22 protein-coding genes are annotated in these 24,633 nt (G+C 27.9%); 17 read left to right on the forward strand and 5 right to left on the reverse strand.

Features of this window, described 5'->3' with window-relative positions; genetic code table 11:
- Positions 1–11 precede the first annotated feature (11 nt).
- The 4 genes from CLTHE_RS04770 to CLTHE_RS04785 all read left to right on the forward strand — a co-directional run bounded on the left by CLTHE_RS04770 (position 12) and on the right by CLTHE_RS04785 (position 4,608).
- A complete protein-coding gene (locus CLTHE_RS04770) occupies positions 12–929 on the forward strand; it encodes a 3'-5' exonuclease (RefSeq protein WP_080022236.1) in 918 nt (305 codons plus the stop codon).
- Between the two features lie 69 nt (positions 930–998).
- Entirely contained in the window at positions 999–1,409 is a 411-nt protein-coding gene (locus CLTHE_RS04775; protein ID WP_002598518.1) for a CBS domain-containing protein, read from the forward strand.
- A gap of 246 nt (positions 1,410–1,655) precedes the next feature.
- Positions 1,656–4,337, forward strand: coding sequence for a heavy metal translocating P-type ATPase (locus CLTHE_RS04780; protein WP_080022237.1), 2,682 nt, complete (start codon positions 1,656–1,658; stop codon positions 4,335–4,337).
- A 67-nt stretch (positions 4,338–4,404) separates the two neighbouring features.
- Positions 4,405–4,608: a heavy-metal-associated domain-containing protein gene (locus tag CLTHE_RS04785; protein WP_080022238.1), complete on the forward strand. Its 204-nt coding sequence runs from the start codon at positions 4,405–4,407 to the stop codon at positions 4,606–4,608.
- A gap of 60 nt (positions 4,609–4,668) precedes the next feature.
- On the opposite strand, the gene CLTHE_RS04790 is transcribed toward CLTHE_RS04785, so the two are convergent.
- On the reverse strand, positions 4,669–5,271 hold the full coding sequence (locus tag CLTHE_RS04790; protein WP_080022239.1) for a hypothetical protein: 603 nt from the start codon (positions 5,269–5,271) through the stop codon (positions 4,669–4,671).
- Positions 5,272–5,415: 144 nt separating this feature from the next.
- Between CLTHE_RS04790 and rpsA the strand changes: the two genes are divergently transcribed.
- The 4 genes from rpsA (at position 5,416) to hcp (CLTHE_RS04810) (ending at position 10,712) form a co-directional block, all read left to right on the forward strand.
- On the forward strand, positions 5,416–6,591 hold the full coding sequence (gene rpsA, locus CLTHE_RS04795; protein WP_080022240.1) for a 30S ribosomal protein S1: 1,176 nt from the start codon (positions 5,416–5,418) through the stop codon (positions 6,589–6,591).
- 261 nt (positions 6,592–6,852) lie between these two features.
- Positions 6,853–7,041 (forward strand): ferredoxin, encoded by a 189-nt coding sequence (locus CLTHE_RS04800; protein WP_080022241.1) that lies wholly within the window; start codon positions 6,853–6,855, stop codon positions 7,039–7,041.
- Positions 7,042–7,153: 112 nt separating this feature from the next.
- On the forward strand, positions 7,154–8,848 hold the full coding sequence (gene hcp, locus CLTHE_RS04805; protein ID WP_207651193.1) for a hydroxylamine reductase: 1,695 nt from the start codon (positions 7,154–7,156) through the stop codon (positions 8,846–8,848).
- A 214-nt stretch (positions 8,849–9,062) separates the two neighbouring features.
- Positions 9,063–10,712 (forward strand): hydroxylamine reductase, encoded by a 1,650-nt coding sequence (gene hcp, locus CLTHE_RS04810; protein WP_080022271.1) that lies wholly within the window; start codon positions 9,063–9,065, stop codon positions 10,710–10,712.
- A gap of 188 nt (positions 10,713–10,900) precedes the next feature.
- On the opposite strand, the gene CLTHE_RS04815 is transcribed toward hcp (CLTHE_RS04810), so the two are convergent.
- The 4 genes from CLTHE_RS04815 to pyk all read right to left on the reverse strand — a co-directional run bounded on the left by CLTHE_RS04815 (position 10,901) and on the right by pyk (position 14,565).
- On the reverse strand, positions 10,901–11,185 hold the full coding sequence (locus CLTHE_RS04815) for a cupin domain-containing protein (protein WP_080022242.1): 285 nt from the start codon (positions 11,183–11,185) through the stop codon (positions 10,901–10,903).
- Positions 11,186–11,343: 158 nt separating this feature from the next.
- Positions 11,344–11,625 (reverse strand): FAD-binding oxidoreductase, encoded by a 282-nt coding sequence (locus tag CLTHE_RS04820; protein ID WP_158082662.1) that lies wholly within the window; start codon positions 11,623–11,625, stop codon positions 11,344–11,346.
- A gap of 195 nt (positions 11,626–11,820) precedes the next feature.
- Entirely contained in the window at positions 11,821–12,528 is a 708-nt protein-coding gene (locus tag CLTHE_RS04825) for a Crp/Fnr family transcriptional regulator (RefSeq protein WP_080022244.1), read from the reverse strand.
- A 618-nt stretch (positions 12,529–13,146) separates the two neighbouring features.
- Entirely contained in the window at positions 13,147–14,565 is a 1,419-nt protein-coding gene (gene pyk, locus CLTHE_RS04830) for a pyruvate kinase (protein WP_080022245.1), read from the reverse strand.
- A gap of 162 nt (positions 14,566–14,727) precedes the next feature.
- On the opposite strand from pyk, the gene CLTHE_RS04835 reads away from it, so the two are divergent.
- The 9 genes from CLTHE_RS04835 (at position 14,728) to CLTHE_RS04875 (ending at position 24,441) form a co-directional block, all read left to right on the forward strand.
- A complete protein-coding gene (locus CLTHE_RS04835) occupies positions 14,728–16,179 on the forward strand; it encodes an aminoacyl-histidine dipeptidase (protein ID WP_080022246.1) in 1,452 nt (483 codons plus the stop codon).
- 92 nt (positions 16,180–16,271) lie between these two features.
- Positions 16,272–16,451, forward strand: a complete 180-nt coding sequence (locus tag CLTHE_RS04840; RefSeq protein ID WP_002598505.1) for an HTH domain-containing protein — start codon at positions 16,272–16,274, stop codon at positions 16,449–16,451.
- 286 nt (positions 16,452–16,737) lie between these two features.
- Positions 16,738–17,514 carry an SPOR domain-containing protein gene (locus CLTHE_RS04845; RefSeq protein WP_080022247.1) on the forward strand — a complete coding sequence of 259 codons (777 nt, stop codon included), beginning with the start codon at positions 16,738–16,740 and terminating at the stop codon, positions 17,512–17,514.
- A 188-nt stretch (positions 17,515–17,702) separates the two neighbouring features.
- Positions 17,703–18,272 (forward strand): Maf-like protein, encoded by a 570-nt coding sequence (locus tag CLTHE_RS04850; protein WP_080022248.1) that lies wholly within the window; start codon positions 17,703–17,705, stop codon positions 18,270–18,272.
- Between the two features lie 34 nt (positions 18,273–18,306).
- Positions 18,307–18,999, forward strand: a complete 693-nt coding sequence (gene radC / locus CLTHE_RS04855; protein ID WP_080022249.1) for a RadC family protein — start codon at positions 18,307–18,309, stop codon at positions 18,997–18,999.
- A 20-nt stretch (positions 19,000–19,019) separates the two neighbouring features.
- Positions 19,020–20,036: a rod shape-determining protein gene (locus tag CLTHE_RS04860; protein ID WP_002598501.1), complete on the forward strand. Its 1,017-nt coding sequence runs from the start codon at positions 19,020–19,022 to the stop codon at positions 20,034–20,036.
- Positions 20,037–20,038: 2 nt separating this feature from the next.
- Positions 20,039–20,890, forward strand: coding sequence for a rod shape-determining protein MreC (gene mreC, locus CLTHE_RS04865; protein ID WP_080022250.1), 852 nt, complete (start codon positions 20,039–20,041; stop codon positions 20,888–20,890).
- Positions 20,891–20,902: 12 nt separating this feature from the next.
- The gene (mreD, locus tag CLTHE_RS04870; protein ID WP_080022251.1) at positions 20,903–21,403 is read left to right on the forward strand and encodes a rod shape-determining protein MreD; all 501 of its coding nucleotides are present in this window, start codon (positions 20,903–20,905) and stop codon (positions 21,401–21,403) included.
- Entirely contained in the window at positions 21,400–24,441 is a 3,042-nt protein-coding gene (locus CLTHE_RS04875) for a peptidoglycan D,D-transpeptidase FtsI family protein (protein WP_080022252.1), read from the forward strand. The genes mreD and CLTHE_RS04875 overlap by 4 nt, the downstream gene beginning before the upstream one ends.
- The last annotated feature ends 192 nt before the right edge of the window (positions 24,442–24,633 follow it).

The raw sequence follows: 24,633 nt of genomic DNA on the forward strand, positions 1-24,633 counted from the left end.
TAGGAGTTTTTATGGGGTATGTAGTAATTGATTTGGAATTTAATAGAATGGATAACATAGAAAAGCATTATCCAAATATATATTTAGAACATGAATATCTTAAAGATATAGATATAGAAAGTGAAATAATAGAAATTGGGGCTATAAAGGTTGACCAATATATGAAAGTAGAGGAAGAATTGAAGGTTTATATTAAGCCTTCAATATTTCCTGTTTTAAATCCTGAAATAATAAATATAACAAAGATAACAAATGAAGATTTAGAAAAAGGAATTTCTTTTGAAGAAGCTATGGCTAAATTAAAAGAATTTACAGGAAACAATATATTATGTTCATGGGCAAAAGATGACATAGCTCAAATAATTATAAATTCACATTATCACAAATATGAAGATATAAAATGGGTTAATAAATATATAGATATACAAGAGTATGTAACTAAAGTTATTGGAGCTAAAAAATCATTAAGCTTAAAAAATGCATTAACAAGGCTTAATATAAAGGCCGATAGTAATCTTTTACATGATGCACTTAATGATGCATATTTTACAGTACAAGCTTTTAAACAGCTATATAATTATAGAATAGTTAAAAATTATATAGTAAATAATGTGTATGATATGCCAGCTATAAATTTAAAGTGTGTTGATAATATGGAATTGAATTATAGTAAGATAAAATCAGCATGTCCAAAATGTAGGAGAAAAATAATATTAGATTTTGACTATATGCCTGCAAGATGGCGTTTTATTTCTGTAGGAATTTGTTCTAAATGCCATTCAGCAGTTTTAAACGAAGTTATAGTTAAAAAAACATTACTTGGAAAAGTTATTTATTCAGAAATAGGTAGTATTTTAAATGAAATAGAATATTCCGATTACTCATACAGATTAGAGAAATATTTTATTAAAAAAGAAAAAAAATCTTAAGTATTATATGATATAGTTTAATATGTTAGAATATTAGATGTAAATAAATAATTTTAGGAGAATAAAGATATGAATATAGCATTTTTCCTTACACCAAAAAACGAAGTTATTTGCGAAAATTTAGAAGCGACAATGAGACAAGTTATGGAGAGAATGGAACATCACGGTTATACAGCTATACCTATTATAGATAAGAGTGGTAGATATGTTTCAACAATTACAGAAGGAGATTTATTGTGGAAACTAAAAAATACTCCAGAATTAAATTTTAAAAATACTGAGTCAGTAAAAGTAAAAGATATAAAGACAAGAAGAACACATAAAAGTGTTTCTATAAATGCAAATATTGAAAGTTTAATTTCTTTAGCGGTAAATCAAAATTTTGTTCCAGTGGTAGATGATGAAGGAATCTTTATTGGAATAATTAAAAGAAGTGATATTATAGAGTTTTGCTATAAAGAGATTAAAGAAAAATTATAAAAAAGACAAGCCATTTACGTGGTTTGTCTTTTTATTTTTATAAATAAAAGTTAATAAATTTATAAAAATAAATTTTTGGTTTTTAATTTTATTCATAAAAAATAGTTGACAGGTAAAAATAATAAATGTATTATAAAAACATAAGTTACCCCAACCGAGGGGGGTGGGGATTAAATTAGAAAATTAAAATCTCAAAAACTTGTAGTTATTAATTTAACTAAAAGAGAAAATTAAGGGGTTGATAAAGTGAAAAAGATTTTTGAGGTAAAAGGAATGACTTGTGCTGCATGTTCAAGTAGAGTTGAAAGAGTCTTAAATAAAAAAGATGGAGTAAATGAAGCTGTAGTGAATCTTGCAACAGAAAAGTTAAACATAGATTTTGATAAAGATAAAATCAGTTCAGAAGATATATTAAATGCTATTAAAAAAGCTGGTTTTCAAGGAAAAGAGTTATCAAATGGTAACGAAATACACAAGGAATTTAGTGTAAAAGGAATGACTTGTGCAGCTTGCTCAAGTAGAATCGAAAGAGTTCTAAATAAAAAAGAAGGTGTTGAAGAAGCAGTAGTAAATCTTGCAACAGAAAGACTAAATATTAAATTTGATAAAAGTATTATAAACGAAGATGGAATTATACAAGCTATTAGAAAAGCAGGATATGATGCATCAGAAATAAAAAAATCTGAAATAGGTGTGAAAAATTATAAAGTAAAAGGAATGACTTGTGCAGCTTGTTCAAGCAGAATTGAAAGAGTTTTAAATAAAGTAGATGGAATTGAAAGTGCAGTAGTAAATTTAGCAACAGAAGATTTAGTTGTAAAATTTGACCCTTCTAAGTTAAGAGGAAGTGATATAGAAGCCCAAGTTAAAAGAGCTGGATATGAAGCTTTTGAAGTTTTAGAAGAAACTGAAGTTGAAAAGCCAGAAGATAGGTCAATGAGAAAAATAAAGAAAACAAGATTAAGATTAATACTTGCAGCAATATTTGCAATACCTCTTGTAACAATTTCAATGGGACCTATGATACATCTTCCATTACCAAGTATTATAAATCCAACTATTAATCCATTAAACTTTGCAATTATACAACTTATATTAGCAATTATTATAAGTATAATTGGTATAGAATTTTTTACTCATGGTTATAAAAATCTTATACATTTAAGTCCTAATATGGATAGTTTAATTGCTATTGGAAGTTCAGCAGCAATAATTTATGGAATATATGCAATATATAAAATTGCTACTGGACATTTAGAATTTGCACATCACTTATATTTTGAATCAGCTGGTATGATAATAGCATTTATAAGTCTTGGTAAATTTTTAGAAGCAATAACTCAAGGAAAAACTTCTGATGCTATAAGTAAACTAATGGGATTAGCTCCTAAAACAGCTACTATAATAGTCCATGGAGAAGAAAGAGTTGTAAAAATAGAGGAAGTTAAAGAAGGAGATATAGTTATAGTTAAGCCTGGAGAAAAACTTCCTGTTGATGGAGAGATTATAGAAGGTACTTCAACTATTGATGAAGCAATGCTTACTGGTGAAAGTATTCCAGTAGATAAGAGAGTTGGAGATGAAGTATTTGGAGCTAGTATAAATAAAACTGGAATGTTTAAATACAAAGCTACAAAAGTTGGTAAAGACACAGTATTATCACAAATCATTAATTTAGTTGAAAGTGCTCAAGGAACAAAAGCTCCTATTGCAAAGCTTGCTGATATTATTTCTGGGTATTTTGTACCTACAGTTATTACACTTGCAGTTATATCAGGATTACTTTGGTATTTTGGAGCTGGGGAAAGTTTAGAATTTTCATTAAATATATTTATCTCAGTTTTAGTAATAGCTTGTCCATGTGCTTTAGGATTAGCAACTCCTACAGCTATTATGGTTAGTACAGGAAAAGGTGCAGAATATGGAGTATTAATTAAAAGTGGAACAGCTTTAGAAGAAGCACATAAAATTAGTACAATTATTTTGGATAAAACAGGAACTATTACAGAAGGAAAACCAAAAGTTACAAATATAATTTCAGATACTATGGAAGAAAATGAGTTATTAAGACTTGCAGCGGCTGCTGAAAAAGGTTCAGAGCATCCACTAGGAGAAGCTATAGTAAATGAGGCAAAAGAAAGAAACTTAGAATTACCTCAAATTTCAGATTTTAATGCAATTCTTGGAGAAGGGATTGAAACTAAAATTGAAGACAAAGATATTGTTATTGGTAATAGAAAGTTAATGAATAGATTCAAAATAGATATTGATAACATAGAAGAAAGAGCGAACCATTTAGCTAATGAAGGAAAAACACCTATGTTTATAGCTGTTGATGGAGTATTTATAGGAATTATTGCTGTAGCTGATACTCTTAAAGAGAATAGCAAACAAGCAGTTAGAGCACTTTATAACATGGGAATTGACGTAGTTATGTTAACTGGAGATAATGAAAAAACAGCAAAAGCAATTGCAAGAGAAGTTGGAATTGATAGAGTTGTTTCAGATGTTTTACCTGAAGGAAAGGCAGATGTTGTTAAAGAAATTCAAGCTGAAGGAAAGAAAGTTGCAATGGTTGGTGATGGAATAAATGATGCTCCAGCACTTGTAACAGCAGAAATTGGTATAGCAATTGGTTCAGGAACTGATGTAGCTATTGAATCAGCAGATATAGTTTTAATGAGAAGTGATTTACTTGATGTTGTATCAGGAATTCAATTGAGTAGAGCAACTATAAAGAATATAAAAGAAAATTTATTTTGGGCATTTGGATATAACGTAGTAGGAATTCCATTTGCAATGGGTATATTCCACTTATTTGGAGGACCATTATTAAATCCAATGATAGGTGCATTTGCAATGAGCTTAAGCTCAGTGTCAGTTTTACTTAATGCCTTAAGATTAAAAAGATTTAAACCAAATTTTTAAATAAAATAATGCCACAACAAGGGGCTTTGTACCTTGTTATAAAAATAAAAGAAAAGGAATGATTTTTATGTTAAAGTATATAGTAAGAATTGAAGGAATGGCATGTGGAAATTGTGTAAAACATATTGAAGAGGCTTTAGAAGCAAATTCAAAAGTTGATAAATTTAATGTTGAAGTTGGAAAAGCTGTTGTAGAAGGAACAATATCAGAAAATGAATTAAAAGATTTAATTGAAGATGTAGGATATGATGTAACTGAAATATCTAAATAATTTTAATGAAAGAGGCTATCTAAATGGATTAGTCCTAAATCCTTATAGATAGCTCCTTTGTTAAGTGAAATTTAAGCAATGCTTTTTTAAAAAATTATTAAACTCTATTTCAAAATTTTCTTTATTGGAAAAAACATCTGAATCTTTTATCATATAATTAGTATCAAAATTTTTAGGGAGTTTTTCCTGAATTTTAATTATTATAGATTCAATTTCAGAAGTTTTTTTGAAAAAATCAGAGATAGAGTTAGAAAAAATATTTTTAAGCGAAAATTTTGATGAAGTAATGTCTTTGTTAAAGTCATCTTCTAATGTGGTGTATATTTCTTGAAGTGCGATAAGGTGTTCATTTAGAAGGTTAAATTCATTAGAGATTTCTAAATCAAATTTAGTTAAATTATTGTATATGAGGGTTTCTTTATAATATTTAAAGAAACCTCTTTTACAAAGATCAATATTATTTTTTTCTTTAGAAATATAAATTTTGTTTATATAGTCATTCATTTTATCAAAAGATAAAGATGTTATTTTTCTATATGAATTAAGCCTATCATTTAAAATAGAAATTTTTAATGATATGGAATCAAGCTCTTCTTTAAATTCTAGTAAATCTTTATAATCTTTCATGTTTTTTTTAGCTTTTATTTTATTTAAAAATTTCAAGACTATTTCCTCCGAAAATAAAGTATAGTGTATTATATGAAAATTACATTTAAAAGGTTATATAGTTAGTTTTTAGAAAATAGTTGAGAAAAAATAATCAATAGATTAGAATTAAATATGTATTATAAAAAAGGAGTGGATCGTATGAGTAATGAGAATACTATGCAAGAATTATTAGACCAATATGATGTAAAAACAATAAAAAAAGGTGATATTCTAGAAGGTACAATTATAAGTGTAGATTCAAAAGGTGCAAACGTTAATATAAATTATGCTTTTGATGGTTTCATATCTAGAGATGAAATAAGTACTAAGGAAGTAAATCCAACTGAAGAATTAAAAGAAGGAGATAAAGTAAGAGTTATTGTTTTATCACCAAATGATGGAGAAGGATATGTTCTTCTTTCAAGAAAAAGTCTTTTAATTAAAGAAGAAAAAGAAGCTTTAAAAGCTGTATTAAAAGCAGAAAGAGAAGATATAAAAGATGCTTTTGATAATGATAAAGAAATAACTGTTCAAGTTAAAGAAGAAATTAAAGGTGGACTTTTATGTGCTTATGGAAAAACTAGAGTTTTCTTACCTGGTTCATTAATAAGCAGAACAAGAGTAAATGCTAAAGACTTTGTTGGAGATGAATTAGTAGTTAAAATAATAGAATTAGATTTCAAAAACAATAAAGTTGTAGCTTCAAGAAAAGTTATAGAAGAAGCTGAATATAAAAAGATGGAAGAAAAGAATTGGAATTCATTAAAAGAAGGAGAAAAAATAACAGGAACTGTTAAGAATACTACTAAATTTGGTGCTTTCGTAGAAGTTCTTCCAGGAGTTCAAGGGTTAATTCACATAAATGATTTAGCTTGGGAAAAAGTAAAAAGAGTTGAAGATGTAGTTAAAAAAGGAGATACTGTTGAAGTATTTATAGGAAGTGTTGATAAAGAAAATAAAAGACTTTCACTTGTATTAAAAGATAATCTTCAAGAACCATGGACATTACATGGACCAGAAATAAAAGTTGGTGGAGTTTTTGAAGGTACAGTTAGAAAACTTGCTAAATTTGGAGCTTTTGTAGAAATATTTAAAGGTGTTGAAGGATTAGTTCACTTATCAGAAATAACTGATGATGTTATAAAAGACCCAGCAGAAGTTCTTCATACAGGAGACAAAGTAAAAGTTAAAGTATTAAGCATAGATGTTGAAAATAAAAAACTTTCACTTAGCATAAAAGATGCAGCTGAAAAAAGTAAAGAATATGTTCAATATGTAGATTCAAGTGAAGATGATGTAACTCTTGGAGATATGTTTAAAGATTTATTTAAATAGAATATATATTAGAAGCTCTACAGCAATTATTGTTGTAGAGCTTATTATTTATACAGATAAAAAGTATTTATATTTTTTGTTGTGAAATATAAGATCTTAATTAGAATTTTATAAAGATAAATATGCTCATGAAAAGGCTTTTTCGAATGTGAAAAGTCTTTTTTTTATAAAAATTTAAATAGGTGATTTGAATCACATATTATAAAAGTCAATTTTAATAGAATAATAACTGCAAACGAGATAAGTAAGGAGTGTTTAGAAATGAAAGCAAGAGTAGATAAAGATACTTGTATTGGATGTGGGTTATGTACAGCTGTATGTCCAAGCATTTTCTCAATGGAGGATGATGGAAAATCTGTAGCAAAAGATGTTGAATTAGATAATGATACACTTATAGATGCTAGAGAAGCAGAAAGCCAATGTCCAGTTGGAGCTATAAGCGTAGAATAGTAAATTAAACCAATATCTAGTATAGGGCTAGATTAAAATACGCGATTTTTTAAATGAAAACTTAGAAAAATATAAAATTAATACACGGAATTTTAATACGGAGGAAATAATAATGGGATTATTTTTTAGAAAAAAGTCAGATGAAAAAATGACTAGAGAAGAAATGCAAAAAATGTTTTGTTTCCAATGTCAAGAAACAGCAGGAAACAAAGGTTGTACAGTAAGAGGAGTATGTGGTAAAGATGCTGAACTTGCTGGATTACAAGATGTTTTAATATATGTTGTTAAAGGAATCTCAGAAATTGCAACAAGAGGAAGAGAAGTAGGAATAGACAATAAAGAAGTTAACACTTTTGTAGTTGAATCTTTATTTGCAACTATAACTAATGCAAACTTTGATGATGATGTATTTATCACAAGAATAAAATCAGCATTTTCTTTAAGAGATTACTTAAAAGAACAAATAAAAGCAGCTAATGGGAATTTAGAAAACTTATCAGATGCAGCTACATGGACTTGTAGTACTGTAGAAGAAATGAAAGAAAAAGCACCTAAAGTTGGAGTTTTATCAACAGAAAATGAAGATATAAGAAGCCTTAGAGAACTTATAGTTTATGGAGCTAAAGGATTATGTGCATACTTAAAGCATGCATTAGTATTAGGATATTATAATTCTGAAATTGATGCTAATATGCAAGCTGCACTTGCAAAAACTTTAGATGATTCATTAACAGTTGATGATTTAGTTGCATTAACACTTGAAATGGGTAAATATGGAGTAGATGGTATGGCATTATTAGATAAAGCTAATACTGAAAGCTATGGACACCCAGAAATAACTGAAGTTAACATAGGTGTTGGAAAGAACCCTGGAATTTTAATAAGTGGACATGACTTAAAAGATATGGAACAATTATTAAAACAAACAGAAGGAACTGGAGTAGATGTTTATACTCACAGTGAAATGTTACCAGCTAACTACTATCCAGCATTTAAGAAATATAAACACTTTGTAGGAAACTACGGAAATGCATGGTGGAAGCAAACAACTGAATTTGAAAGCTTTAATGGTCCAATATTAATGACTACAAACTGCTTAGTTCCACCAAAAGATTCTTACAAAGATAGAGTTTACACAACAGGAGTTGTAGGTTTTGAAGGATTAAAACATATTCCTAAAAAAGCTGATGGAACAAAAGATTTCTCAAGCATAATTGAACATGCTAAAAAATGTAGTGCACCAGTTGAAATAGAAAAAGGTAAAATAGTTGGTGGATTTGCACATGAACAAGTATTTAAATTAGCAGATAAAGTAGTAGAAGCAGTTAAAAACGGAGACATAAAGAACTTCTTTGTTATGGCTGGATGTGATGGAAGAGCTAAATCAAGAAATTACTACACAGAATTTGCTCAAAAATTACCTAAAGATGCAGTTATATTAACAGCAGGATGTGCAAAATATAAATATAATAAATTAAACTTAGGAGATATAAATGGAATTCCTAGAGTTTTAGATGCAGGACAATGTAATGATTCATATTCATTAGTATTAATTGCATTAAAATTAGTAGAAGCATTTGGACTTAACAATGTTAATGAACTTCCATTACACTATAACATTGCTTGGTATGAACAAAAAGCAGTAATAGTATTATTATCATTATTATACTTAGGAGTTAAAGATATTCACTTAGGACCAACATTACCTGCATTCTTATCACCAAATGTAGCTAAAGTTTTAGTTGAAAACTTTGGAATAGCTGGAATCACAAATGTAGATGATGATATGAAAATATTCTTAGGATAAGCTAAACACTTTAAAATAAATATATATAACTTAAACTACGTTAGGATTAAAATTCTAACGTAGTTTTTTTATATAATTAATAGATAATTATATATTTTTTATAAATTTAAATTAGTAGTTTTGACAATGGTATATTTTTATGAATTTAAATTGGCGATTATGATAATACTATTTTTGAAATTTATAAAAGGAGTGAGTAAATTTGGAAAATGCAATGTTTTGTTATCAATGTGAGCAAACAGTAGGGGGAAAAGGGTGTACTAAAATGGGGGTATGCGGAAAATCTCCTGAAATAGCAGCTCTTCAAGACCTTCTTATATACCAATTAGAAGGAATTAGTTGCTATGCCAAATATATAATAGATAAAGGAGAAAAAGTAGATGTAAAATTCTCTAAATTTATAGAGGATTCATTATTTACTACATTAACAAATGTTAACTTTGATCCTGATACACATATAAAACTTCTACAAAAATCACAAGAATTAAAAGATGAACTTAAATCTAAAGCAGAAGAATTAAATTTTAATTGTGATAGAGAACAGGTTACTTATAAACTAAGTGATAGTAAAAGCAAATTATTAGAAGATGCCAAATTAGCTAGATTAGATAGAGATACAGATGAAGACCCAGATGTAAGATCACTTAAACATACAATTTTATATGGATTAAAAGGAATAAGTGCTTATGGGCATCAAGCTAGATTTTTAAATTATAATAGTGAAGAAGTAGATAAATTTTACTTTGAAGCATTAGCAGCAATTACAAATCCAGAATTAACATTAACAGAAGCAATTGAACTTATGACTAAAACAGGAAATATGAGTTTAGAAGTAATGAAAGTCTTAGATGATGCGAACACTACTTCATATAAAAATCCAGAACCTACAAAAGTTAATGTAAATATTAAAAAAGGACCATTTATAATTATATCAGGTCATGATTTAAAAGATTTAGAAATGTTATTAGAACAAACAAAGGATAAAGGAGTTAATGTTTATACTCATGGTGAAATGTTACCAGCTCATGGATATCCAGAATTAAAGAAATATCCACATTTAGTAGGAAACTTCGGAAGTGCATGGCAAAATCAACAAAGAGAATTTGATGATATTCCAGGTTGTATACTTATGACAACAAACTGTCTTATGAGACCAAGAGAATCTTATAAAGATAGAATCTATTCTACTAACGTAGTTGGTTGGGAAGGAGTAGAACATATAAAAACTTTAGAAGATGGAACTAAGGATTTTTCAAAAATTATAGAAAAAGCAATAGAACTTGGTGGATTTAAAGAAGACCAAGAAGTTAAAGAAATAATAGTTGGATTTGGACACGAAGCTACTTTAAAGAATGCAGAAGCAATAGTTAATGGAGTTAAAGGTGGAAATATAAAACATTTCTTTGTTATAGGAGGATGTGATGGAGCAAAACCTGGAAGAAATTATTATACAGAGTTTGCACAAAAAGTTCCTAAAGATTGTATAATATTAACACTTGCTTGTGGAAAATATAGATTTAATAAACTAGAGTTTGGAGATATAAATGGAATTCCAAGACTTTTAGATGTTGGTCAATGTAATGATGTTTATTCAGCAACAAAAATAGCATTATCTTTAAGTGATGTATTTAAATGTGATGTAAATAAATTACCTTTATCAATAGTTTTATCTTGGTATGAGCAAAAAGCAGTTGCAGACCTTTTAGCACTTTTAGCTTTAGGAATAAAAGGAATGTTACTTGGACCAAGTCTTCCAGCATTTATAACACCAAATGTTCTTCAATATCTAATTGAAAATTATGAGTTAAGGCCAATTTCAACAGCAGAGGAAGATTTAAAGGATTTATTAGAAAATACTATATAATAAATAAAAGAGAGTACTAAAATTTTAGTACTCTCTTTTTAAGATGAATAGTTTTTATGTATATAAACTCTAATTAATTTAAATTCTAAAGGGTTATAGGATTTAAATTAATTAGAAGTAAATATTAATTTGAAAAATTCTAATTAATTTTATGTTATTGTCTAATTTAAATTAATTAAAAATAAATATTATAGTCCTATAAATACAAGAACTTTACTTTTTTCTTCAGCTATAACATTATGTGTATGTCTTGCATCAAAAGGAAGAAAATCATTTTTTTCAAGTAAACAGCTTTCACCATCTACAAAATTAAATGAAACTTTTCCTTCAAGAACTTGGATAGCAGCATCTCCATCATGATGGTGATTAGGTAAGCCTTTTCCAGGTTCAAATTCAAAGTACATTACTTTAAAGCTCTCATTTTTAGTTAACATTAATTTAGATTCTTTTATTTTATTTAAGTTTAATTTCATAATAATAACCTCCTAATTAAATATAAATATCTATAACTAAAATCTTCTAAAATTTTATAGTTAGAATTTATAAAATTCTAAACGTAGAAGTAAAAAGAATAGGGATTAAATTTAGTATTATGATTTTATAATTTCAATAACTAATAAAATTTTAGAAGTTACATAAGTACCTTTCCTTTAGGAACTGTACATTCAATAGTATCGCCAATCTGTATAGTATTAGATATATAATTACTCATTTTTCCGTTTTCTATAAGGTCTATGGTTAATCTATAAAAATCCGTATTTGGGATACATGAAATGTTATATAATCTTATTAAGTTGTTAAATCTAATACCAACAAATTGACCAGGTTTAGGGAGGGTTATCTTAGAACCATCCTTTGGCTTTATGTATATAGAAACTACTGAATCACTTTCATAATCTTTCTTATACACCACAAAATCTTTGAAGCCTTTCCAATAATAAGTTGGTAGATCATTAATCTGAATTTTATTTTTCATATCAATCTCTCCATTCATATTATTTGCTACACGTATAGTATATAAATATTAGAGTTATAAATATGTGATTCAACTCACTTTAAAATAATTACTAAATTAATTGCTATTTTAAAATAAATTATTTAAATAAAACTAGACTAATTCCTTAAGATATTCCATATCTTTAATTTTTATTTTTTTAGAATGAACTTCTATAATATCTAATTTTTCAAGATAAGAAAGTTTTCTACTTAAAGTTTCTCTTGCAATACCACAATAGTTTGCAATATCCTCACGATTAAGTGGTAAATTTATTAATATTTCAGAATTATTATCATAACTATAATCACTTGCAAACTTTAATAATATATTTGCTATTCTACTTTCTGGAACATTAGACGCTAAATTAGTTGAAAGGTTTTGAACATCTTTAAGCTTTTTATTTAAACCATCTAAAAGTTTTAAAGCTATTTGAGGATTTTTAGTTATTATTTTTTCTAAATCACCTCTAGAAATAGTACATACCTCTAAGTCTTGAATTGCTATAGCAGAAACATTCATTGCATGGGAATCTCCAATTATATTATTTTCACCAAAGAAATCTCCAACACCTAAAATATCAATAATTTGTTCCTTACCATCAAAAGTATTTTTAGTTAGTTTTACTAATCCATTACTTACTATAAAAAGTTTAGATATTTCATCTCCTTCTGAGAAAAGAACATCTCCTTTTTTAAAGTGACCATGTTCACGTAAGTCTATTATTTGTTCTAATTCGTCTCTAGATAGAGAAGTGAAAATAGGAATTTCTTGAGCATAAAGCCTTTTTTCACATCTATCGCAACAAGCATTTATTTTCAAAATATTGCCTCCCTTAAAATAAATATATATATATATTATTAGTATAAATGTTATAAAAATATTTTGTCGTGATAAAAGTTACAGAAATAAAGTAAATTTTAGTAATTAGATCTACATTTATGTAATTTTAATATTACTTATTCATAAAGTGATACGTATATAAATTGATTTAGTAATCAAAATTGTGATATATAGAAATAAATTTAGTATTAAAAAATAAAATGAATAAAAAAATTTTTGATTGTTTGATTTAAATCATATATTTATTTTAAAAATTAGAATAAAATAATAATTGAAAGATATTTATTAGGGATTTATATACGCTCATGATGTACAAATTTACTATAATACGAAAATATTCTCAAAAGGGCAAAATATTTTTCAAAAGCTATACTAAATTATAAGTATAGCTTTTTTATATTATAAAAATTTATATGATATATTACGATAAATCTTTTTATAAGTATTAAAGTGAATTTATTTAAAGTAATAAAATAGAAAAATAAAAGATTTAGTATGTTCTTATTATATGTATAAGAGAAAATTATATTAAATAATCAAATAAAGCTCTGTAAACTATATTACAGAGCTTTATTTTTATGATTAAGTTTATATTAATTAAATTTTTTCTATCTTTAACATATTAGTTCCACCTACATGAGCAGTTGGCATACCAGCAGCAACTATTATTTCATCATCTTTATTTATGAAATTATAAGAAGATGCTATTTTTTTAGCTTCGTTTAAGATTTCATCAGTAGTTTTGAAATTATCACAGTGAGCTGGAATAACTCCAAAGTTTAATGCTAATCCACGTCTAACATGAGCATGAGGAGTAATTGCTATAATATAAGATTTAGGTCTATATTTAGATATTAGCCTTGCAGTTGCACCACTTTGAGTTGCAGCTACAATTGCTTTAGCATTAATTGAATTAGCTGTTCTACAAGCAGAATAACTTATAGCATCAGCGAAGGAGTCAGATTGAATATTAAGATTTGGATTTTGTAGATGTTCATAACCTAAGTGAGCTTCTGTTTCTAATGCAATTCTAGACATTGTCTTAGCAGCTTCAATTGGGAAATTACCTGAAGCACTTTCTCCACTAAGCATAATAGCATCAGTTCCATCAAATATTGCATTACATATATCACAAGCTTCAGCTCTTGTAGGAAGTGAATTCCTAATCATTGAATCAAGCATTTGAGTTGCTGTTATAACAACTTTACCTGCTAAATTACATTTTTTAATGATGCTTTTTTGAATTATAGGAACTTTTTCTATAGGAATTTCTATTCCCATATCTCCACGAGCAACCATAACAGCATCAGTTACTTTTAAGATTGAATCTATATTTTCTACACCTTCTTGGCTTTCTATTTTTGCGATTATTTTTATATTTTCTCCACCATGGGAATCTAGTATTTGTCTTATTTCTAATATATCTGTGTCTTTTCTTATAAATGAAGCAGCTATAAAGTCAACTTTATTTTGGCATCCAAATATAATGTCTTCTTTATCTTTTTCAGTAACAGAAGGTAAATTAATTGAAATATTAGGAACATTAACACCTTTGTGATTTTTAATAACTCCGCCAACTTCAACAATACACTTTATTTCTTTGCCAACAATTTCTTCAATTTTGAAAACAAGGACACCATCATCAACAAGGATTTGTCCTCCAGGTTTGACATCTAAATAAAGTTCATCATAAGTAACAGAGCATCTAGTATTATCACCTAAAATTTCTTCACCACAAATAAAAGAGAATTTATCACCTTTATTTACAGTTGCTCCATCATTTTTGAAATTATGAGTTCTAATTTTAGGACCCTTAATATCAAGAATTATTGAGGTAGTAGTTTTCATCTCATCTCTAAGTCTTTTGATTAAATCAATTTTTTCTTTATGGCTTTCATGTGTACCATGAGAAAAATTAAGTCTTGCAGCACTCATACCAATTTTTATGAATTCTCTTAAGACTTCTTCATTATCACTAGCTGGACCGATTGTAAAAATCATTTTTGTTTTTTGCATACATCTCACCTCATTAAATATAAATTTAATAATTTTAGTATTATCCTTCATTATTATGTGTAAACTTTTATTAAAGTAATTATAGAATTATTATAATCATGTGCTATACTAAAATTATCCACAAGTTAATTTTAACACTAAATTAGAAAGGATGAAATAAAAATGGGAATATTAAGTAATTTAGAACCAAAATCTGTATTTAATTATTTTGAAGAAATATCAAAAATACCAAGAGGATCAGGAAATGAAAAAGCTATAAGCGATTACTTAGTTTCATTTGCAAAGAATTTAGGATTAGAAGTAATTCAAGATGAAACATTAAATATAGTAATAAAAAAACCAGCAACTAAAGGTTATGAAAATGCTCCAGGTGTTATACTTCAAGGACACATGGATATGGTTTGTGAAAAAAATAAAGGAACAGAGCATGACTTTGAAAAAGATCCTTTAAAACTAAGAATTGAAGGAGATAACATATTTGCAACAGGAACTACTCTTGGAGCAGATAATGGAATAGCAGTAGCTTATGGAATGGCTATATTAGCTAGTAATGAAATAGAACATCCAGCTTTAGAACTTCTTTTAACTGTAGATGAAGAAACTGGAATGACTGGTGCAATGAACATAAATGCTAAAGATGTTGATGGAAAAATTCTATTAAATCTTGATTCAGAAGAAGAAGGAGAACTTCTTTTAAGCTGTGCAGGAGGAATAAGAAGTAAATCAACTATAAAAGTAGAAAATGAAAAAGTTTCAGAAGGATTCACTGCTTTAGAAGTTAAATTAAGAGGACTAAAGGGTGGACACTCAGGAATGGAAATAAATAAAGGTCGTGGAAACTCAAATAAATTAATGGGTAGACTTTTAAAAGGATTAAATGATAAATATGATTTAAGATTAGCTCACATAGAAGGTGGTTCAAAAAATAATGCTATTCCAAGAGAAGCAGATGCAATATTCTTTGTACCAAGTGGAGATGTTAAAAACATTAAAGAAGAAATAGCTAAATTTGAAGAAATGTTTAAACATGAATTAAGAGTTCAAGATCCAGATGTAACTATAGAAATTTCAGAAGCTACTAATAATGGAGAAGCATTTACTAAAGATGTAACTGATAGAGTTATAAATCTTTTATATCTTTATCCAAATGGTGTAAATACAATGAGCAAGAGCATGCATGGATTAACAGAAAGCTCAACTAACTTAGGAATAGTTAGTACAGAAAATGGAGAAGTTGTTTATGACAGTGCTATAAGAAGTTCAGTAGGTTCTTTAAAAGAAGAAATAACTTTAAGAGCAAAAACTGTTACAGAACTTTTAGGTGGAGTATTTACAACAAATGCAGGATATCCAGAATGGGAATACAATCCTAATTCAAAAATAAGAGAAATTTGTGTAGATGTTTATAAGAGAATGAATGGAGAAGAACCAAAATTAACAGCAATTCATGCTGGAGTTGAATGTGGTTTATTTAAAGAAAGACTTGGAGATTTAGATATGATAAGCTTTGGTCCAAATCTTTATGATGTTCATACACCAAACGAACACATGAGTATAAAATCAGTTCAAAATGTTTGGGCTTATCTTTTAGAAATTTTAAAAGAAATAAAATAAGATATTTTATTAATGGATAATAATTATTGAAATAATTCTAAATTTGGAATATAATAGGAAGTGAAATTTTCTTATTACGGAGGTTTAGAAATATGGATATAAAAGAAAAAGTATTAGAAGTTTTAAATAATTCAGAGGAACCTTTAAAAGGTGGTCAAATAGCTGAGGTTTCTGGAATAGATAAAAAAGAAATTGATAAAGCTATTAAAGAATTAAAAAAAGAAGAAAAAATAATCTCACCTAAGAGATGTTTTTATTCAATAAATAAATAGACTTAATTAATAAAATTTATAATTTCATATATAATAAGTTAGAATTTTTAAGTCTTATATTAATAAATATAATTAAAACTTTATAAGATAAAATAATTAGAAGTTACCTTAAGATAAATTTATTTTAAGGTAACTTTTTTTATATAAAAATAAAGAAAATATCATCAGTATAAGAATTAACAAAATTTATTTTAGATATATATTTTATAAATTTATATAACATAATGAATATTATTGCCTTTCTTAGAATATATTTAGATATAAGAGTTTGATGGGGAGGGGAAAAATGAGATATACAAGATATAACAACAACCATAATAACCGTAATAGAAGAGGAAGAGGCCCAAAAAATAATTTCTTTTTTCTAGGGTTATTAATTTGTATTCCACTTGCTATAGGAATAGGAATGATATTTGGACCTATGTTATTTGAAGATAAAAGTGGAGAAGGTAATAATCCACCAGAAAAAGTTACTGATGCCTCAAGCGAAGTTAAGGATGAAGGTAATAAAGAAGCCGATAAATCAAAACAAGAACCAGCAGAAGCTCCAAAAGATGATAATACTGAAAAAGAAAACTTCTATATAATACAATGTGGTGTTTATGGAAAGGAAGAAAATGCTAAAACAGCATTAGAAAAAATTCCAGAAGGTTATAATAAACTTATAGCAAAAGAAAATGACAAATTCAAAGTTATAGCAGGAGTTTATAATGAGGAAGATTCTAAGAAAAAATCAGAAGAATTAACTAAAAGTCAAGTAGAAAATGTTAGAGTTAAATCAGAAATTCCAGTTAAAGATGAAAATTCTATTAAAATAGTTAAAATAGCAAAAGCATATATGGATGTATTGAAAAAATTTGAAAATGAAGAAACTAAAAGTGTAAATACAGAAGAATTTAAAAAATGGACTAATGAATTAAAAACTGATGGGAATTTAGATGAAAATGAAGAGGTTAAAAATTTAAAGAAACATGTAGAAGAATTACCAAAAGATTTACAAAGAAAAGATAGTGAAAAATCTTCGGAATTTTTATACAATATATTAAATAAATACCGAGTTTAGAGTAAATCTTAAAAAAAAATTAAAAGAAGTAAAGCTACTTGTTAAGGTGGCTATAAAATGATAAACTAATTAAGGTGTAGTATTTAGGTGAACTACACCTTAAATTGCGTTATTTAATATATTATTTTGAATATATATACCTAATATTTGATAATAATATCATTAAATAAGCTTTTTAGGAGGAAAATATGAAATTTATATTAGCTTCTGGTTCAGAAAGAAGACAAGAGCTACTTAGAAGAATAGTAAAAGATTTCGATGTTAAAGTTAGTAACTTTGATGAGGATGAAGTAATATTCAAAGGAGACTTAAATAGCTATGTTGAAGAATTAGCTATAAAAAAAGGGGAAGCTATATTAGGAGATGTTGATGAAGATTCAATAATTATATCAGCAGATACATTAGTTTCATATTCTAATAACATTTTAGGAAAACCAAAAGATAAAGAAGATGCTTTCAGGACTCTTAAAACTTTGAGTGGTAAAGTTCATAAAGTATATTCTGGAATTTCAATTTACAATACTAAAACAAAAGAAAGACTAACTACTAGCTTGTGTACAGAAGTTAAATTTTCAGAGTTAGAAGATAGCCAAATAAGAGATTACATAGAAAGTGGAGAGCCACTTGATAAAGCGGGCTCTTATGGAATTCAAGGTTTTGGAGGAGTATTTGTTGAAGAGATAAAAGGTTGTTACTATAATGTTGTAGGCTTACCTCTAAATGCAACAGCGAAACTGTTAAAAGATATTATAAAGTAAAGGTGGATGGGTATTCTAAATTAAGGAGAATTTTATGAAAGAAAAGACTTTGAAAATTTTAGACATACCTAAAAGTGAAAGACCTCAAGAAAAATTAATATCTCAAGGTGCAAGCGTACTTACAAATACAGAACTTTTAGCTTTAATACTTAGAACTGGAGTTAAAGGTGAGAATGTAATAAATTTAAGCCAAAGAATAATAAATGAATTAAATGGTTTAGATGGAATATTAACTGCTTCCCTAGAAGATATAAAAAGTATCAGAGGAATTAAAGATTCAAAAGGAAGTCAAATATTGGCTTTAGCTGAACTTGTTAAACGGATAAAAACTTTAAAAACAAAAGAATTAAATCCTAGAATAAGAAGTCCAAAGGAATTAGCAAAACTTTTGTATCCGGAAATGAGTTGTTTAAACCAAGAAGTTTTAAAATTAATTGTTTTAAACACTAAAAATGAAATTGTAAAAACAAAAGATGTGTTCAAAGGAGGATTAAATTCATCACTTGTACACCCAAGAGAGATATTTAATGAAGCTATAAAATCTAGTGCTGCTTCAATAATTATAAGTCATAATCATCCTTCAGGAGACCCAACTCCTAGTAAGGAAGATGTAGCAATTACTAAAAGACTAAGTGATTGTGGAAAGCTGTTAGGAATAAACTTAACAGATCACATAATAATTGGTAACAATAAATATGTGAGTTTAAGAGAAAAAGGAATTATATAACTGAAAGGGGAATTAAAAAAATGGGATTTTTCGGAACTAGTAAAGACATGGGAATAGATTTAGGGACAGCTAATACACTTGTATTTGTTAAAGGTAAAGGTGTAGTCTTAAGAGAACCATCAGTTGTTGCTATAAATAATACAACTAGAAAACCACTAGCAGTGGGAACTGAAGCAAAAATGATGATAGGAAGAACTCCAGGAAACATAGTTGCTATAAGACCATTAAGAGATGGGGTTATCGCTGACTTTGATATTGCCCATACAATGATTAAATCCTTAATAGAAAAAGGTGCAAGTAAAAGTGCATTTAAAGCTCCAAGAATAATAGTTTGTTATCCTTCAGGAGTTACAGAAGTAGAAAAAAGAGCAATTGAAGAAGCTACTAAGCTTGCTGGAGCTAGAGAAGTTGTTCTTATGGAAGAGCCAATGGCAGCTGCAATAGGGGCAGGACTTCCAGTTAGTGAACCTACAGGAAGTATGATTGTTGATATCGGTGGAGGTACAACAGAAGTTGCTATAATTTCTCTAGGAGGAATTGTTACAAGTAAATCATTAAGAGTTGCTGGTGACGAATTAGATCAATCAATTATTGGTTATGTTAAAAAAGAATTTAATCTTATGATTGGTGAAAGAACAGCAGAACAAATTAAAATGGAAATTGGTTCAGCTTATGACATAGATGAAGAAAATAGGATTATGGAAATCAAAGGAAGAGATATGATAACTGGTCTTCCAAAAATAGTTGAAATTTCAGAATCACAAATAAGAGAAGCTCTTAAAGAACCTGTATATGCTATTATTGAATCTATTAAAACAACTCTAGAAAAAACACCACCAGAGTTAGCTGCTGATATAATGGAAAAAGGTATAATGTTAGCAGGTGGAGGAGCAATGTTAAAGGGATTAGATGAATTAATAACTAAAGAAACAAATATGCCGGTTCACATTGCAGAATCACCTTTAGATTGTGTTGTTTTAGGTGCTGGTAAAGCATTAGAAGACTTCGACAAGATAAGCAAGGAAGATAGATTATAGGAATGAGAGTTCGTAAAAACAAACTGGCAGTCACTGTTGTAGTGCTGTCAGTTGTATTTTTAGGATTAATCTTTTGGAGCTTTAAAAGTTCAGAAAGAAACATTATATCTAGCGGAGCTGGATCAGCATTGAATCCAATTCAAAAAATAACATATACAGTAAATTCAAAAATAAAGAGCTTTGTTGACCTTTGTTTAAACTTCACAGAAGTTAAAGATCAAAATATTAAGTTAGAAGCAGAAAATGCTCAACTTAAGAATCAACTTTTACAATATTCAGGACTTAAAGCAGAAAATGATCAATTAAGAAAAGTCTTAGATTTTAAAACAGAAAATAGTGAATATAATTATATAGCTACACACATAATAGGTTATAGTGGTGGAAATATACTAGATGGATATATAATTGATAGAGGTTCAGATAGTGGAATCCAAAAAGGTTATGTAGTTATAGGAGCAAATGGACTTGTAGGTCAAGTTACTTCAGTTGGAACTAACTGGTCTATAGTAAAGAGTATATTAAATGAAAATATAGCTGTAGCTGTTAAGATTCAAAATACTAATGATAATACAGGTATTTTAAGAGGAGTTAGAGAAAATCAAACTCAAGCAATAGCTAAAGTTGAAAATATTCCAATGAATTCAAATGTAAAAGCAGGTGATACTGTAGTTACTTCAGGTTTAGGTGGAATATATCCAAAAGATATACTTGTTGGAACAGTTGAGTCTGTTACAGAAGATAAAATAAACATTATGAAAACTGCAACAATAAAACCAGCTGTTAACTTTAATCAAGCAGAAGATTTATTTGTAGTAGTACCAAAAAATACACGTGATATCAATTACAGCAATTAAGAGGTGGCAATTATGAAAAGAATAATTACAATTTTAATTTGTATAGTGCTACTAATAATTGATAACACTTTTGCACCTTTTATAGGAATAAAAGGTGCATATCCAAGTTTCTTATTTACTTTTGCAGTAGCGTATTCACTAATCAATAATGAAAGAGAAGCGGTATTCATTGGGGTAGTAAGTGGTATTTTACAGGATATTTTCTTTTCAAATACAATAGGAATAAATGCATTAACTAATATGTTAATTTGTTTACTTGTTTGGTATATAGGAAAGAATGTCTTTAAAAGAAGAAAAATTGTGCCAGTAGCCACTATGTTTTTAATTACTATTTTGAAGCATTTATCAGTTTTTGCTATTTTCTCTATTTTACATTACAAAATGGGAATAAGCATAGAGCAATTATTAATAGTTGCAATTTACAACTCAATAATAATGCTAATAGGATATAGATATGTTTTCAAATTCTCTAAACAAAAAGATAATTTGAGGAGTAAGTGGAGGCTTAGATGATAGTTAACAAACCAAAGAAAAGAAAAAGAAAAGGGATGTCTAGGTTTACTATCTTTAAAATAATAATGGCAGTAATTTTTACAGCAATATTAGGTAGACTTTTGTATATTCAAGTTGTTGAACATACTTACTACAAAGATATTGCTAGTGAAAATGCTACCAGATTTATAACAGAGGAAGCTCCAAGGGGAGAGATACTAGACAATCAGGGAAATATTTTAGCAACTAATAGAGATATTTATAATTTAACTTACACAGTTCCATCAGTAGGACAAGTCGATTTTTATCCAACTATAAAAGAAGTATTTAGAATTATTAAAGAAAATAATGATAAACTTGTAAATAGTATGTTATTGAAAATGGATGATAAAGGTCAGTTATATTATGCATATAATTCAGATGCTGAAAATGTTAAAGAATACGAAAAAATAAGATACTTAAGAGATATAGGAATGAATGAAGAAATCCAAACAAATTTATTTGGTGATGAAATTCAAGCTATGTCACAACAACAAACTGATGAAATAAATAAAGAGTTATTAAAAGTTACACCAGATCAAGCTTTTTATTATTTAATTAAAGAATATAACATAATAAATCTTATTTATAAAGAGCCAGTACAACCTGCAAAAAATGCATCAGATGCAGAACAAAATAAATATAAAGCAGAGATGCAAGAATTTAATATACAAATGAAAAAGTATAATAATATGTCAGGTGAAGAGCTATTAGGTTTATTAGAAAAAGCAGGTTACACAAAGAGACAAATATTAGATTATATTATTGTTAAAGATGAAATTAAAATGCAAAGTTTTAAAGGTGAAAGAACTGTAACTATTGCAACTGACATTAAGCAAAGTACTGCTTTTGATGTATATCAAGAACTTGATAGACTTCCAGGAGTTAATGTTCAGATGCAACCAGTAAGATATTATCCTTATAATAACTTAGCATCTTCAGTAATTGGTTACTTAACACCAATTAGTAGTTCACAACAAGCTCAATATGAACTACAAGGATATAATGTAAGTACAGCTTTAGTAGGAGCTTCAGGAATGGAAGCAGCTTATCAAAGTTATTTAAGAGGAGATACGGGTGGTAAAGTAGTAAAAGTTGATGCTCAAGGAAGAACAACTGCTACATTAGATACTATAAATCCATATCCAGGAGATAATGTTCATTTAACAATAAATAAAAATATCCAATATGCTGTTCAAGAATCATTAAAAGATACAATGGCATATGTTAGAGCAAATATGAGAGATAATTTAGGAGCTCACGATTATGGATTCCCTAATGCAACAAGAGGGGCAGCAATAGTAGTTAATGTTCATAATGGAAATATACTTGCTATGGCGAGTTATCCAAACTTTAATCCAAATCTTTTTGCTATACCAGGACAACTTACTAAAAAGCAATATGATGAATACTTTGATCCTAACTTAGAAGCTTTTGGTGAAAAGATAGCTAAAGAACCAGGGGTAACAATGACAGTAAATCAAATGTTCCCAATAGGACCAAATGGGCAAAGAGAAGATAAATACAATCTTTATCCAAAACCATTTTATAACTATGCAACAATGGGTGCTATACCTCCAGGATCAATATTCAAACCACTTACATCAGTTGCAGTAATGCAAGAAGGTTTATATAAACCAGGTGAATATTATGATGCACATGCAAAATTCAATCAATATCCACAAGTATTTGGTAAAGATTTCGATCCAGAAGGATGGTATGGAAAAGCTACTGGACACGGATTTGGGCCAATAACATTACAAACTGCACTAGAAAGATCAAGTGACGTTTTCTATTATGATATGGGATATAGATTATATATGCATGCACTTCAAACTACTAAGTTAAAAGGGCAAGCAGCTCAAATTTATGCTTTAAACTCATTAGCAAGATGGGCTTGGAAATTTGGATTAGGTCATCCACCTAATCAGGAAACTGATGAGCCAACAGGAATAGAAATTCCAGAAAATAATTATGGTCAAACATATGATTTCCAAAGTTTTAAAGCAGATACAATCCTTTATTCAAAATTTAACTTAAATGATATTTTAACTAAAGGAGAATATGGAGCATTTGTTTTTGCACCATTTAGTATTGCTGAGAATCCAAAAGATTCTTCAGAAGTTGCTAAACTTAAAGAGGATATTAAAAATAAAATGTATACAAGACTTGAAGCAGTAGGTACTGATAAACCTCAACCAGGATTTGATGCTTTCTATAAAGAAGTTTATCCAGATGTTCTTAAATTAATGCAAATATCACCAGAGTATAAAGCTTCATTTGATGCATTTAAAGCTAAAAATCCAAATGCAACAATAGAACAACAAGCATATGAAGTTACTTATACTATTGCATCATTTACAATAGAACAACAAAACCAAATGTTATCACCAGCACAGCTTGTATATGCAGCTATAGGTCAAGGTATTAACCACTTTACACCTATACAACTTGCATCATATGTTACAGCACTTGCAAATGGTGGAACAAGATATAGATTACATCTTGTAAGTGAAGTTACAAGTCCAACTGGTCAAGTATTAGAAAAAACTCAGCCACAAATTTTAGATAAAATTCCTATGAGCAAATCAACTATTGATACAATTCACGAAGGAATGAGATTAGTTGATTCAGGACCTTATGGTACAGCTTTAACTGCATTTGGACATTTCCCAATTCCAACTGCAGGTAAAACAGGAACTGCCGATGTATCAGCAGATCAAAGATCATATGGTAGAGCTCCATATGCAACATATATTGGATTTGCACCATATAAAGATCCACAAGTTGCAGTAATGGTAGTAATGTATGATGGAGATATGGCTCAAATGGTTGCAAAAGCAGCTTATGAAGCATACTTCAAAAATGAGCTATTAAAAATGCATTATTCATCACCAGGATTTACAAAATATGTTTTAGATGCTCCACCAGATAATTATCCGGGAAGTCAAGCAGCTAATGAAGCAGCGGCTAAGGAGAAACAACAAGCTGAGGCAAATAAAAAAGTGGGAATAAGTTAAATTAAATTAAAAAATCTGTAGAAAAAATAAATTTTCTACAGATTTTTTCTTTTGTAATTTAATATTTATGGTAGAATATTAATTAGGGGAAAAAATATTGAAGTAATTGTAAAAAACATTAATTTAATTGCATAAAAATAAAATTAAATTCATAATACATAAATTTTATGTGACAAAAGATGATTTTATATC

This window comes from Clostridium thermobutyricum DSM 4928, assembly GCF_002050515.1.
GTDB classification, from domain to species: domain Bacteria; phylum Bacillota; class Clostridia; order Clostridiales; family Clostridiaceae; genus Clostridium; species Clostridium thermobutyricum.

Bases quoted from the DNA above. Each gene is read 5' to 3' on its own strand.
- CLTHE_RS04785 (WP_080022238.1), top strand. From the start codon at position 4,405: ATGTTAAAGTATATAGTAAGAATTGAAGGAATGGCATGTGGAAATTGT.
- mreD (WP_080022251.1), top strand. From the start codon at position 20,903: ATGAAAAGAATAATTACAATTTTAATTTGTATAGTGCTACTAATAATT.
- CLTHE_RS04845 (WP_080022247.1), top strand. From the start codon at position 16,738: ATGAGATATACAAGATATAACAACAACCATAATAACCGTAATAGAAGA.
- CLTHE_RS04770 (WP_080022236.1), top strand. From the start codon at position 12: ATGGGGTATGTAGTAATTGATTTGGAATTTAATAGAATGGATAACATA.
- CLTHE_RS04815 (WP_080022242.1), bottom strand. From the start codon at position 11,185: ATGAAATTAAACTTAAATAAAATAAAAGAATCTAAATTAATGTTAACT.
- mreC (WP_080022250.1), top strand. From the start codon at position 20,039: ATGAGAGTTCGTAAAAACAAACTGGCAGTCACTGTTGTAGTGCTGTCA.
- CLTHE_RS04800 (WP_080022241.1), top strand. From the start codon at position 6,853: ATGAAAGCAAGAGTAGATAAAGATACTTGTATTGGATGTGGGTTATGT.
- CLTHE_RS04840 (WP_002598505.1), top strand. From the start codon at position 16,272: ATGGATATAAAAGAAAAAGTATTAGAAGTTTTAAATAATTCAGAGGAA.
- CLTHE_RS04835 (WP_080022246.1), top strand. From the start codon at position 14,728: ATGGGAATATTAAGTAATTTAGAACCAAAATCTGTATTTAATTATTTT.
- CLTHE_RS04850 (WP_080022248.1), top strand. From the start codon at position 17,703: ATGAAATTTATATTAGCTTCTGGTTCAGAAAGAAGACAAGAGCTACTT.
- rpsA (WP_080022240.1), top strand. From the start codon at position 5,416: ATGAGTAATGAGAATACTATGCAAGAATTATTAGACCAATATGATGTA.
- hcp (WP_080022271.1), top strand. From the start codon at position 9,063: ATGTTTTGTTATCAATGTGAGCAAACAGTAGGGGGAAAAGGGTGTACT.
- CLTHE_RS04775 (WP_002598518.1), top strand. From the start codon at position 999: ATGAATATAGCATTTTTCCTTACACCAAAAAACGAAGTTATTTGCGAA.
- pyk (WP_080022245.1), bottom strand. From the start codon at position 14,565: ATGCAAAAAACAAAAATGATTTTTACAATCGGTCCAGCTAGTGATAAT.
- hcp (WP_207651193.1), top strand. From the start codon at position 7,154: ATGGGATTATTTTTTAGAAAAAAGTCAGATGAAAAAATGACTAGAGAA.
- radC (WP_080022249.1), top strand. From the start codon at position 18,307: ATGAAAGAAAAGACTTTGAAAATTTTAGACATACCTAAAAGTGAAAGA.
- CLTHE_RS04875 (WP_080022252.1), top strand. From the start codon at position 21,400: ATGATAGTTAACAAACCAAAGAAAAGAAAAAGAAAAGGGATGTCTAGG.
- CLTHE_RS04860 (WP_002598501.1), top strand. From the start codon at position 19,020: ATGGGATTTTTCGGAACTAGTAAAGACATGGGAATAGATTTAGGGACA.